The 13,674-nt window shown below is 39.9% G+C and carries 10 protein-coding genes and 2 tRNA genes; all 12 read right to left on the bottom strand.

Features of this window, described 5'->3' with window-relative positions; genetic code table 11:
* Positions 1-25: 25 nt before the first annotated feature.
* Positions 26-1,081, bottom strand: a complete 1,056-nt coding sequence (locus HMPREF0106_RS10065) for a virulence RhuM family protein (protein ID WP_008024497.1) — start codon at positions 1,079-1,081, stop codon at positions 26-28.
* 445 nt (positions 1,082-1,526) lie between these two features.
* Entirely contained in the window at positions 1,527-2,669 is a 1,143-nt protein-coding gene (locus HMPREF0106_RS10070; protein WP_004310490.1) for a DUF1735 and LamG domain-containing protein, read from the bottom strand.
* Positions 2,670-2,701: 32 nt separating this feature from the next.
* Positions 2,702-3,823 (bottom strand): glycoside hydrolase family 18, encoded by a 1,122-nt coding sequence (locus tag HMPREF0106_RS10075; RefSeq protein ID WP_004310491.1) that lies wholly within the window; start codon positions 3,821-3,823, stop codon positions 2,702-2,704.
* Between the two features lie 33 nt (positions 3,824-3,856).
* Positions 3,857-5,497 carry a SusD/RagB family nutrient-binding outer membrane lipoprotein gene (locus HMPREF0106_RS10080; RefSeq protein WP_009040254.1) on the bottom strand — a complete coding sequence of 547 codons (1,641 nt, stop codon included), beginning with the start codon at positions 5,495-5,497 and terminating at the stop codon, positions 3,857-3,859.
* Between the two features lie 15 nt (positions 5,498-5,512).
* A complete protein-coding gene (locus tag HMPREF0106_RS10085) occupies positions 5,513-8,836 on the bottom strand; it encodes a TonB-dependent receptor (protein ID WP_009040253.1) in 3,324 nt (1,107 codons plus the stop codon).
* A gap of 161 nt (positions 8,837-8,997) precedes the next feature.
* The gene (locus tag HMPREF0106_RS10090; RefSeq protein ID WP_008645190.1) at positions 8,998-9,984 is read right to left on the bottom strand and encodes a FecR family protein; all 987 of its coding nucleotides are present in this window, start codon (positions 9,982-9,984) and stop codon (positions 8,998-9,000) included.
* A 70-nt stretch (positions 9,985-10,054) separates the two neighbouring features.
* Complete coding sequence (locus tag HMPREF0106_RS10095; protein WP_004314638.1) at positions 10,055-10,597, bottom strand: RNA polymerase sigma-70 factor; 543 nt, start codon at positions 10,595-10,597, stop codon at positions 10,055-10,057.
* A gap of 281 nt (positions 10,598-10,878) precedes the next feature.
* Positions 10,879-10,962 (bottom strand) — tRNA-Leu (locus tag HMPREF0106_RS10100).
* Between the two features lie 16 nt (positions 10,963-10,978).
* Positions 10,979-11,051, bottom strand: a tRNA-Gly gene (locus HMPREF0106_RS10105).
* Between the two features lie 93 nt (positions 11,052-11,144).
* Positions 11,145-12,485, bottom strand: a complete 1,341-nt coding sequence (argH, locus tag HMPREF0106_RS10110; RefSeq protein ID WP_004305025.1) for an argininosuccinate lyase — start codon at positions 12,483-12,485, stop codon at positions 11,145-11,147.
* Between the two features lie 10 nt (positions 12,486-12,495).
* The gene (locus HMPREF0106_RS10115) at positions 12,496-12,906 is read right to left on the bottom strand and encodes an SRPBCC family protein (protein WP_009040252.1); all 411 of its coding nucleotides are present in this window, start codon (positions 12,904-12,906) and stop codon (positions 12,496-12,498) included.
* Positions 12,907-13,001: 95 nt separating this feature from the next.
* A complete protein-coding gene (gene pyrE / locus HMPREF0106_RS10120; protein WP_004313008.1) occupies positions 13,002-13,640 on the bottom strand; it encodes an orotate phosphoribosyltransferase in 639 nt (212 codons plus the stop codon).
* Positions 13,641-13,674: the final 34 nt, after the last annotated feature.

Here is a 13,674-nt window from a genome sequence, read left to right as displayed (position 1 = left end):
CTTTTACCCGCGTATGTCGTAAATCTTACTTTGTATTACTTCGAGTTGTATTCAACTTGTCGAAATCAGACTGAAACACACGGTCCTGAAAGATACGGTATTTCTCAAATTCGGTTTCTGCATAATCTTTCGCTTGTTCGGCAGACATCTTTCCTGAATCATTTAATATGGGGCGGTCATCGCTATCCAAGAATTTATCTATACGTTTTGCCCAATCTTCCATTGTCATAGGAATATGCCGCTTTGCCCGGTCTTCTGCCAAATCCAGAAAAGCATTGACCAACCGTCCCATTGACTCCAGTTCTTCTTCTTTCAAATAATTCTTTGCTATCGACACATCTGTTTTTACAATCTTTCCGTTAGGAGCTTTCTCCCAGGTAGTTAGTCCCATGTGTTCCTTCTCTGCATCGGCACGCTCTACAATAAGTTCTGCCGCCGTGTGTCCATGAACTGCATAGTGCATTTTGTTCTGGACTTTTTTGAAAAACAAACGTGTGGTCGGGGCATTGAGGTTATAGTCTATGCTGGTAGCATAAATATCTGTTAGCTTTTGGTAGAAACGTCGCTCACTCAATCGTATTTCCCGGATTTCAGCAAGCAAATGTTCAAAGTAATCTTCATTGATGAATGATCCGTTCTCCATTCGCTTTTTATCAATGACATATCCACGAATGGCAAACTGCCGAAGTATAAATGTACACCATTGCCGAAATTGAGTGGCGCGCACGGAGTTGACGCGATAGCCGACTGAAATGATGGCATCAAGACTATAAATAAAAACTTCACGAGAAATATTCCGATTACCTTCTTTTTGAACTATCCGGTTTTTCCGGATAGTTGTATTCTTATCTACTTCTCCTTGCGAATATATATTTTTCAAATGTTCATTAATTGTGCGTATATCAACATCGAACAATATCGACATCGTCTTCTGCGTCAGCCACAAAGTTTCGTCCTGATAAAGCACTTCAATGCCTTCTTCTTTATTCTCTATCTGAAAAATAAGAAATTCAGCCGTACTATTGCGTATTTGCAGTTTCTTGCTTCCGTTATTACTTTCTTCCATATTCATCTTGAACATTCATTTCTTTTATCAGAAACAAATGTACTTAGAACATATCGAACTGCCAAAGATAATATCTCCTATTTTATCTCCACCTTCGTCTGTAATCTTATGTCATTGGAAGCAGCGCCAATCATTATCTGAGAAGTTCCCTAAAAAGATCATAATTACAGTAGAAAGCTTTCTCCGTAATATCTTCGCTTTATGGATTCAACAGATTTTATTCGTATTTTTCCGGTTTACATATTGGTTTACATGAACCGCATAAATTATATGTATAAAGGTACTGGCAAAAACATTTAGATGGAAAAGATATAAACAGGGGAAATAGTAACTTCTTCATAAAACAAACATAAATAAAAGAAACCTGCTTACCCAAAGAATATTATCTTTTCAGTAAGCAGGCTTTCACTCATATTCAAAAATGCAAAGAGCAAAATCTCTCACAAATTTGTGTGTTCCATTAATTGATAGCTATCGGAGCATCCAACGTCTTAATAGTAATTCCATTTGTAGTACCGTTTATACGCCCTGTGGCATCTTTGATAACTCCACCTTCCTGAGTCTCCGATCCGTCTAGTTTATAATAAAGTGCCAAGCCTTCTGAAGCAGGGTCAACACCCAGCATATTCTGCTTAAGTTGATTTTCCGTACGGGCTACACTCCAAACACGGACTTCACTCATTTTACCATGGAATGGACGTTCACCCCATTTAAAACCATAGATTCTACCAATATAAAAACCCATATCCGAATTCGGATCAAAACCGTCAATCCCCCAATCTGAACCAGCCCATTTCTCACCATTTACATAAATGCCTGTTTTTCCTGTCGGTTGATCATAAGTCAACGCTACATGATACCAACGATTTGTTAACAACGGTTTCGTTACACGGTAGTTCTGTCTTCCGGCCACTTCCAAATAATCTTTAGGAGTAATTCCTCCTCCCGCATCACCGATACGGAGGATCATCACACCTTCAGTTCCCATAATCGTATTATTATCGAGGAAATAATCCACATTAATCAATGCTTCGTAAGTGAATGACGAGAAGAAAGTACCGACAGGGAACTTCACAGAAATATAGTGATTACTGAAGTTACCAGCTTTGGTAATTTTCAACGGTTTGGAGAAAAAGAAATATGCAATGTTTGTTCCGGAAAGAGTCGACACCGAAGACGAATGCACCCGCATAGGCAAAACATACGAGTTCCCGGCTTTCAAGGCTTCTAACCCGGAAAGTTCGACTTCTACATTATCCGCATACAATTTTCCACTCGAAATAGAAGATGTCGTACTGCTTAGCTTTACCTGCGAAACATCAAGCATCTCATAATTTGTGCCATACTTTGCATTGTATTCGTCTACTACACTTGGTTCGGCTACACTATATGATACGTCTACCTGAGAGGAAGTTGCTGACGAGAGTCTTGAAACCAGATCAAATGTCATTACATCCATTTCATCTTCCACCGAGAAATTATATTCCTTGCTTTCGAAATAAACCTTAGGCTCCAGCAGGTCATTCATGCTGTCGTTGCAAGCGCCCAACAATAACGCCATACTACCTACCATCAAATAATAGAATATATGTTTATTCATCATCTTTTTACTGTTTTAGAATTTTATAAGTCCACTTATTCCTGCGGTTTATTTTCCGCTTCGTTTTGTTTCGCTTTCCATTCATTGAAAACCCGCTGATTGATTTGAATAGCCTGACGCATCCATTTATAATTTGGCGTATTGTCATAATCATTATCGAAGCGATAAGCTCCTACTCCACCTTTATAACCTTCTCGCGGCATAGCAGCTGCCTGCTTCAGCAATTGACCTCCATTAGTGGCATACTTTTCAAAGTTCTCTGTGCAGATTATTTTCTTAGGATCAACGCCATAACCATCAAAACCGGGATTGGAACTACCATAACTTTGTATAATCCAATAATCGACATACTCATCCAATTCATGGGTAAGCCCATAAATATTTCCATCAATACAGATCATTTTATGTCCTTTACCTTCCGGATCGCTTTTCGGGCCAATGTAATTATTCATTTCTTTAACCAAATGAATCAAATGCTTATTCTGACTCAATGTGCCATCCATATCAAACACACCACTACCGATTTCCCAGTCTACATCATAACCGTCCCATTCGTTTGCATACAAAGAATCGCACAGAGCTTTGGCAAACTTCGCCAGACATGCATAATGGTTTTCACTTTCAAACTGACCTTCAAATCCCCAATATTTCCAACGGGCTTGTTTCTTCGCCGTTTCCAATTGAGCCGCCGACCAGCCTTCTTCCTCCGCTTGTTTTTCCACTTCGAGGTATACCGAATTTGGTGTCGCACCCTTACCAAGATAAGAAAGCAGACTTACCTGCAACAGTTTCGTTCCTTTCACCTTTTGCACAAACTCTTTATCTGCCTTCTGCTCCGGAGTGATTTCATAACGTCCTGGAGCGCCACTCCACATTGAAACAAAATCCATACTATCGGGCATAGCAGAGAGATATCCTCTTCGATAAGCTCCAGCAGGCGCCCAATTGGAATACCATCCGAAAGCTACGGGACGATTGTAATTCCAAGCAGTCGCCTTATAGGCGCGCAGATTGGCATAATATGCCTCACTCTCCGCATTGTTCATTGTGGCATACCCGCCTATATGGTCTATCTCAATATTCTCCACATCCATGCAAGAAGTTACCATCATGCCTGTCAATGGAATAATATATAACAATTTTCTTAATGATTTCATATTCTTCATCTGTATTAAAATGATACATGTAGGTTATCTCTTACAATCCCACCACAAACGGGTAGAAGACTTATCTTCGCCACCTGCACCGTTATTGAACAACTTCAAGGCTGCTTCATAAATAGCCTTTCCCTCGTTAGTCTGAGAAAAACTGGTGGGATAAATCATACGGCGAATACCGCCCTCAAGAGTTGCGCCTTGCACTGCTCCTTTCAAAGTCTTAATGACATTCAACTTCGGATAACCGGTTCTTCTCCATTCCGTCCACGCTTCCTGTCCGTTAGGAAACAAAGCAATCCACTTCTGAATCATAATTTTTTCCAACTTCTGCTCTGTTGTTCCTTCAAACTTGACAGTAGTCTCACACGGAGCAGAAAGTGTTTGCCCATACTGATAATGGGAAAAAACATATGCCCGAGGTGACAAATTGGAATTCATATAATCGTCTACAGGATCGGTCACACCATTCTCCTGAAAAGACATATCAATGCCCTGTTTATACCATGAATCCGCACTGCCGAAACCTTCCCACACTAAAGCTGCTTCCGCACGCAAAAAATAAACTTCCGATGCACGCAGCCAATATGTAGGAGTTCCACTTTGAATATTGGGCTTTGAGCAAGATTTGTAGATATCATTCTGCGCATTGGCATGCCCTGCCGGCACCGCTTGATACGTTTTTCCGTCGAAAGCCTCAACACCATAAGAGACATTACCATCCATCGGCAAAAAATAAACGCTCAAACGCGGGTCTTCATATCCCATCAGATAAGAAAAGATGGAAGAACCCATACGAGCTTCATTATAGTTGCCTGCCAGCCATTCAATGTTGTTGCGGAAAGTCATACCCGCTCCTTGACTCATTTGAGCCGCATCATCCTTAGCCGTCATCACACCGATAGAATGATTTACTGCTTGAGTAGCATACTTTTTCGCCAGTTCCGCATCAGCGAAGCGGACACGCATAGCCAAACGAAGCATCAGCGAATTGCCGTATTTCACCCATTTGGTAGCATCTCCGGCATATACCGCATCATAAGCGCCCATTACATTCACCCCATTTGCCGCCTTTTCTGTTAATTCTTCAATGGCTGCGGTCAATTCTTCAAACATCGCCGTATACACCTCTTTCTCCGAATCGAACGGAATGTTCATTGTAGCGTCCGCCGCATGAGAATAAGGCATCGGACCGAAACTTTCAAGTGTCTTGTGCCAAGCGGAAATCTTCAGAATTTGAGCCAAAGCAAAGACTTCGGGCGTACCATTTTTCTCGGACGCTATTTTCAATTTCTTCCAAGGATCAAGAGCATTGGTATAAGACTGTGTATAGGTCGCTTTTATCCAATTGTCCAACAAATAATAAGTAGTATTGTTACTACCTGCGTTCCAACCGTTACTGTTGTTCTCACCAAAAAATCCACTCCAATTATCGGCCGACAGATGATAAGCTATTTGATATTCATTGATAACATCTGTATCATCAGCCTGTGTGCCTACGGGAATCACTGTCCGTTGCATAGCTGTAATCAGCCCTCCGACTTCAAAACCATCCATCGCACCTTCTCCGTCGCTCATCTCAAATTGGTTGGTATTGATTTCTTCAAAATTGCATGAGGCAAATAGCGCCATTGCGCATATCACCGCTAATAGTTTAAAATGATTCATTTTTCTCATAATAAAGAAGGTGTATTATAATTTAAATTTAATACCGAAGCCAAAGCTACGAACACTCGGTTGCATAAAATAATCATTACCTTGTCCGTAAGTACTAGTGGAAGGAGTCAGTTCCGGATCGAACGGAGCTTCGCAATACAACATCCAAGGATTGTTGGCTATAAACGAAACTGTAACATCTTTCAACACGTTACCAAACCACTTATTAGGCATAGTATAGCTAAAGGTAAGTTCTTGCAAACGAATATTGGTGGCACTGTATACATAGTAACCGGAAGTTTCATAATTTCCCGTACCTGTCATCTGATAATAAGACTTCGCATCTACCAGACCTTGTCCCTTCAACAATACGCCTCCCGCTTCACGAGCCTCAGCCGAACGTTTGGACACACCGTAACGATCAAGCAATGCCTCTGTAGAAGAGGTCACCACACCACCAAAACGCCCGTTGATTTGGAATCCGAGTCCAAAGCCTTTGTATGTCAACATATTACTCCATCCCAGATTAAAGTCAGGAGAAGTTTTTCCCAAATAAACAGGTTCCCCCTTTTCCATTCCAAAGATTCCGTCGCTCTTTACCTCAACATATCCCAGGTGGTCTTTCTTCAAGAAGGTGTTGGCATAAATATCGTGGATACTTCCGCCTTCTTTCAAGATGACACGACCACCATCCTTTAAAACCTCCGGAATATTAATCGGTTCATCCATCAAATCCGTATGATAGTTTTCAACCATCTCCTTAATCTCGTTTATATTTCGAGAGAATGTCAATGTTGAAGAGATTCCTAATCCGAACTTAAACTGATCGGAATAGCTTAATGAAGCCTCCCAACCACGATTTTCCACATTACCGGCCTGCAAATAAATCTGCTTGTATCCGGTATATTCCGGAAGATCACCCAAGAAGGTCTGATTGTATGTATTAGAATGATAGTAGGTTACCTCCGCACTTAATTTATTCCACAACTTCAGACTTAATCCAAATTCGTATGACTTTGTACGCTCTGCCTTGAAATCAGTAAACGGATAGATACCGGTAGGATCTAATGCACCACCCACAATAGGGGTAGTTACCGTACCCGGAGTCAGTCCCGAACGGGATACAGGCGCACCGACTTCCGTATACGAACCACGAACTTTCAGGTAAGAGATAAATTCGGGCAATTTGACCATCTCGGAAATAATCCCGGACAGACCGATTGAGGGATAGAAGAAAGATTCTTCATCGGTATTCACCAAACGTGAATTCCAGTCATTACGTCCGGTCAGCGTCAAATAAAGCATACTCTTCCAACCAAGTTCCAAATTGGCAAAAACAGCATGATTACGTACACGACTATCACCACCCTTTTCTGAGATACGACCATTAGCCGGATCGATATTAGAAGCCGCAAATTTATTGGGCACTCCCAATAATGTCCCTTTGTATCCTCTCTCCAATGCCCAATAGTTAGAATAGTTCCAACCCGCATTGGCAGAAATACTGAAATCAGCTATATGTTTATTTACGTTCAACATAAAGTCGGCATATTCCTGACGGTCTTCATAGTTATTGTATCCATACAGTCCTTTCTTTCCTTCCGCAAATTTATCGTCGGATGAAGCGTAAATCTTGCGTTCAAACAATACATGTGTGTCATCCATTCTGAAACGGGCTGTCGCATTCAACCAATCGGTAATATTATAAGTCAACCCTACGTTGAACATATAACGACTCTTTTCATTCGTAGCTACATTGCGATAAGCAGTCCAGTAAGGGTTCTGTGAAGCATATACCGGATCTGCCACCGGCCAATACTGAACCGGAAGTTGGCGACTTTCATCGAAATGTTCGAATGACTTAATTCCATCAAAGTCTTCACCACGAGGGAACAAATAGGCGGCCATCACCGGATTCCAATATTGTCCTTGCGATACCATATTCTTGTCTTTCTGTTTCACATACGACGCACCTAAATCGAGTTGTAATTTATCATTAAGGAAAGTTGCCGTATTACGGATTGTGAAATTCAAACGATCATATTCATTATTAGGTACAATACCTTTGGAATTGGTAGAAGAAACAGAAGCAAAAGTCTGATTCGATTTCGTACCGGTGGTCAACGTAACCGAATTAATAAAGTTTGTTCCGGTATTAAAGAAATCCTTCTTAGGATCATAACTTGTAGGAGTCAACAGTTTCTCACCCCAGCTTTCATACATATCTTTTTTGTTACCATACGTATTTTGAAACTCAGGAGTCATATAAGCTTTGCTGAACTCTGAAGAAGAAGAGAACTGCACTGAAAGTTTTCCTTCTTTTCCTTTTTTAGTGGTAATCAAAATTACACCGTTAGCGGCACTACTACCATACAACGCAGCAGCCGAAGGACCACTCAAAACAGAAAGACTTTCAATATCTTCGGGATTGAAGTCGGCGATTCCTTCTGTTCCGGCCTTACCTTCACCCATAATACCACTGTCGGTATTTCCCATATTGGTATTGAACAAAGGAATACCGTCCACCACATACAAAGCATTATTATCACCTTCAATAGATTTTGCACCACGCATTACAACACGTGTCGCACCACCAACTCCACTAGCACTTTTGTTTATACTCACTCCGGCTATCTTACCGTTCAGCGAGTTTACGAAGTTAGCATCTTTTACCGTAGTCAGAGCATCTCCCTTGACTTGTTGTACATTGTAAGACAACGCCTTTTCTGCACGTTTGATACCCAATGCCGTCACAACAACTTCATCGAGCACTTCTGTATCCTGCTTCATTACAACCGGATAGAAATCTTTCTTGGAAACAGGAATTATCTGTGCAGCATATCCGATATAAGATACTTTGAGAATAGATTTCTCTGCCGCCTTGATCGTAAAGTTACCATCGAAATCGGTAATCGTACCTGTAGAACTACCATCCACAGATATATTTACTCCAATCAACGGTTCACCGCTTTCATCAGTAACCTTTCCTTTGATATTTTTAAGGGTTTGTGCAACTACAGGCTTCTTTTCAGCTATTATGATGTAGTTACCTTGAATCTGGAATGAAAAGCCCGTCCCTTTTAAGATGGTATCAAGTGCGGTCTCGAGGGATGCATTCTGCAAGTTTAACTGGGCTATTACTTTTCCTTTTAATTCGGAATCACTATAATTTATAGACTTTTTGGACTGTTTTTCCACAGTTTTTAAGGCATCAATGACAGTGATGTTCTTCTGCTGGATAGTTATTTTACTATCATTTTGAGCCAAAGCGAAAGTCTGTATAAGAATAAGACTTAAAAAAGTGAGAAAGACCCGCTTATGAGCTATTTTTTCTGCTATTTTTTCGTAGATTTGTAGCATCTTTAGTATTAGTTAATTGGTTATTATTCTAGGATCATTCAGAATAGCGTCAATATTACGCTAATATTAAAAGAGATTGATTTCATATCCGGGAGGAACGGCCATTCCTTCCGGGTATTTTTTTGCATTACGTATTAAATTTAAAAGGTTCTACAATATATTTATTCTTTACTAGTTACATAGCACTTATTTCCCTTGATAACATAGTTTACATTTCCTACAACTTGCGATATAATCTTCATAACTTCCTCCAGATTCGCCTGTTTGGAGAAGCGGAAACTATATGTATTCTTTTTCAAGCTATGAAGGCTATATACAAAAGCATAAGGAAATTTGCGTTCAAGACTTGTAAAAATATCCTCCAGATACATATTACTAAAAACCAATTCCCCACGTTGCCATGCCGTCACATCATCTATCTCAGGCATCCGCAGATTGTGCGCTTTCGTATGTTTGTCATATACCAACTGTTCATTAGGCTTTAAAATAATATTGGACAGCAAGTTATTGAATTCAACTTTCACACTACCTTCCAGCAAAGTAGCCATCAGTTCGCTATTTTCCGGATAAGCATTTACATTAAATTCAGTACCTAAAGCAGTAACTTGATAATCATTGGCCTTTACAATGAAAGGATGCTTCTTATCCGGTTTCACTTTAAAGTTGGCCTCACCAATCAAATATACACTTCTAGTCTCTCCTGTAAATTTTTCCGGATATAGTAGTATACTCTTCGAATTCAGCATGACATTTGTACCATCCGGTAATGTAAGTTCACGAATTTCCGCTGTCGGTATATAGCATTCAACTAAATCTTTTTCCGGCCGTTCCTTTTCCAACATCAAATAAATAGAAACGGATGAGACTGCTAACAAGAAAATAGCTGCAGCTCTCCATATAAGCAACTGGTAATTTCTACGTGAAGTGATAGACTGCATTCCCAGATTCTGCCGCATTCGTTGTATTGATTGTTGCATGCCATCAGGCACTTTCTGTTCTCCTGCTTGTTTCCAAAGCTCACGAAGAGCCTCACTCTTTTCATCAACATGCTCCTCATCAGCCAACCACTGTTGCACTTTCTTCTGTGTTCCGGCTGAATAGCTATTATGGCCGAATAATTCTACGAGTTGTTGAATATAATTTTTCATGAATCTTTTTCTTTCTTTTTTGGGCTTTATACACTAAATACAACTACTACATACATACTACTTAAAAATATTAGAGAAAAAAAATAAAAAAGAGGAGTACCTTCTTTAATTCGATCAATGCCAAATAAACCTGATGCTCTATTGTTCGGATAGAAACATCGAGTTTATCAGCTATTTCTTTATGACTTAATCCCCTGAAACGACTAAGTTCGAATATCAACCTCCGACGCTTCGGCATTTTCTCCAGGGTGAGTTGAATAATCATCAACATCTCCTTATAATATACGTTATTCAAGATCTCTTCCTTTTCTGTTAATTCATAAAGAAGAGTCTTCTCTATAACTTCCGACTGATATTCCTGTTCTACTTGTTGATGTTTAAAGATATTCAGAACTATATTTCTAGTCATTATAAAAATATAATTGTCTAGTTCTTTATCATTATCCAGCCACAACTCAGGCTGCAACCAGAGCTTACAGAAAACATCTTGAGCCACATCTTCTGCATCCGCTTCCGATTTTAGCAGCATTTGAGCAAAGTTCTTTACCTTTGGAAAATTTACAGTGAAAAACCTCTGAAACTTTAATTCAATCTGCCTGTCATTATTCTCCATCTCTCTAGTATTTTTCAGTGTTAGCGGTTAAATCAAATATTACATATATTTAGGTCTAAGGAATGATTCAATATAATATTATACATTAAATCATAATCTAAAAGCAAAATAAAAGATTAATAACACAATAAAAAAATATTATAACTCTTTTTTGGTTTATTTCTTCCAAGCAGCTATCATATAGAGCTTTCCAGAAAATAAATAAAATGTATATTATACACCCATAAAAATAAAAAGGCTTCATGAATCAATGATTCATGAAGCCTTATAAAGAATACTCGTACTCGAAGCGGGACTTGAACCCGCACAGCCGCAATGGCCAAAGGATTTTAAGTCCTTCGTGTCTACCATTCCACCATTCGAGCATCCTTTCAAAGAAAGAGCGGAAAACGAGACTCGAACTCGCGACCCTAACCTTGGCAAGGTTATGCTCTACCAACTGAGCTATTTCCGCGTTTTTTCAACGGGTGCAAAGATAAGTAGTTTACTTGTTTCTGCCAAATCTTTTCGGAGGAAAGTTTAAAAAACTATCCTCCGAAAGTCTATTTTATCTTCCAAGCAGTGCTTTCTCCGCTTTCTCCATTCCACAAAAGTTGAATCCATCAATCACTTGCTGCATCAATGCGGAGATTTCTGCATTACAGAGGTTGCCGATACTACCTTCATGAGTATGGTGTACTTCTTTAGTATGCGAGAATTTACCTGCTTCAATATCCAAACCAACCTTCTTATATGCATCACGGAAAGGCATACCTTCACGTGCCAAACGATTTACCTCTTCCACGCTAAAAATAAGGAGGTATTTGTCATCATCAAGAATATGTTCATTTACCTTTATTTCATTCATGATATAGGTTGTCATCTGCAAACAGTCTTTCAGTTCCTGAAAAGCAGGAAGGAAAACTTCTTTGATAATCTGCAAATCACGGAAATAGCCAGAAGGCAAATTATTCGCAATCATCATGATCTGTTGGGGAAGCGATTGCAGTTTATTACATTTAGCACGTGTCAGTTCAAAGACATCGGGATTCTTCTTATGAGGCATAATGCTGGACCCCGTGGTACAGTCATCAGGCAACTTAACGAAACCGAAGTTTTGACTGTTAAACATACAGGCGTCAAAAGCTAATTTGGAAATCGTCCCGGCAATCGTAGCCAATGCAAAAGCAACATTGCGTTCCATCTTTCCACGCCCCATTTGAGCATATACAACATTGTAATTCATTGAATCAAAACCTAATAAGTCAGTCGTCATGGTACGGTTCAAAGGAAAAGACGAACCATATCCGGCTGCTGAACCTAATGGATTACGATTGCACATTTTAAATGCTGCCTGCAAAAACAGCATATCGTCCATAAGACTCTCGGCGTAGGCACCAAACCACAAGCCAAAAGAAGAAGGCATTGCAATCTGCAGGTGTGTATATCCCGGCATCAAAACGTTTTTATACCGTTCGCTCTGACGGATCAAGACATGAAATAGTTGTTCTACCGCTTCGGCAACCTCTTTTATTTGCGTACGGGTAAAAAGTTTCAAGTCCAACAGAACCTGATCATTTCTGGAACGGCCACTATGTATTTTCTTTCCGATATCACCCAAACGACGGGTCAACATCAATTCTACCTGCGAATGTACATCTTCCACCCCGTCTTCTATCACAAATTCGCCTTTTTCAGCCGAGGCATAAATACTCTTCAATTCCACCAGCAACTGGTCCAGTTCTTCTTTCGTCAACAACCCAATGCTTTCAAGCATCGTAATATGAGCCATAGAACCAAGCACATCATGCTTGGCCAAATAAAGATCCATCTCACGATCACGACCTACCGTGAAACGTTCGATATCCTTATTTACCTGTACGGACTTCTCCCAAAGTTTCTGTGCCATAAAAAAAAGTTTAATATTCAATAACTGCCAACATATCAACCATCTTCTCCAAACCTTCCTGGAGAGGTTTCTGCACCATTGCTTTCATAAATGGATTAAGATCCATTCCGATAGTTACCTTCACTTTACACTCTTCTTCTGCAGTTTCAACCAGTTGAATCCACATATTAAAAGGAAGAGGAGAGTTAGTTGTCGCCAACTTTATACATTTACAAGGATCGCGCTCTATAATTTGCAAAGTCAATTGTCCAATAGGGGAAACACTAAAACTCAACGTGTCCGAATCAAAACTCAAATCCTGCACCTTATCTTTTGGCAAACGGTCTTTGACTGCTTCCAGATTACTTAAATCCGAAAGTTTATTATATACGCGCTCCTGGCTGTAAGGTATTACCTTGACACTACTCTCAAAATTACTCATAAACTTCTATTAGTATAAAACAAAAAAAGAACAATCCGGCCAGATATTGTCCGAACAGTTCTTTTTACCAAATATGTTTGATCAAAAAATGAATCTTATTTTCCAGCATCCCAATGAGCAGGGTCTTTACGCCATTCGTTCAATGTCTGTATGTCTTCTTTTTCAATATAACCTGTACGAAGAGCAACATCAAGCACTGCTTCATAATTGGTCAACGTTACCAAAGTCACTTTCGCATTTTTGAATGCCTCTTCTGCTACCGGGAATCCATACGTATAAGCTGCAACCATACCGATCACTTCGCAACCATCGCGACGAATTGCTTCAACAGCCTTCAAACTACTACCACCTGTAGAAATCAAATCCTCTACGACTACGACTTTCATACCCGGACGAAGTTCACCTTCAATCAGGTTCTCCAATCCATGATCTTTGGGGGTAGAACGAACATACACGAACGGCAGATTCAATGCATCAGCCACTAAAGCTCCCTGCGGGATAGCACCTGTAGCCACACCAGCAATCGCATCCACCTGTCCGAATCGTTCCAATATCAGACGTGTAATTTCAATCTTCACAAAATTACGAAGAGAAGGATAGGACAGAGTTTTACGGTTGTCACAGTAAAAGGGGGATTTCCATCCAGAAGCCCATGTAAAAGGGTTAGCGGGTTGAAGTTTAATAGCTTTAATCTTCAACAGTTTCTCCGCAAATAGTCTCTCTAAGTTTTTCATAACTAAACTAACTATTAATTATTTGCCGCAAAAG

The sequence above is a fragment of the Bacteroides sp. D22 genome (assembly GCF_000163675.1).
GTDB classification, from domain to species: domain Bacteria; phylum Bacteroidota; class Bacteroidia; order Bacteroidales; family Bacteroidaceae; genus Bacteroides; species Bacteroides xylanisolvens.
The sequence above is the reverse complement of the archived record's forward strand: the minus strand, read 5'-3'. Positions and strand labels throughout refer to the sequence as shown.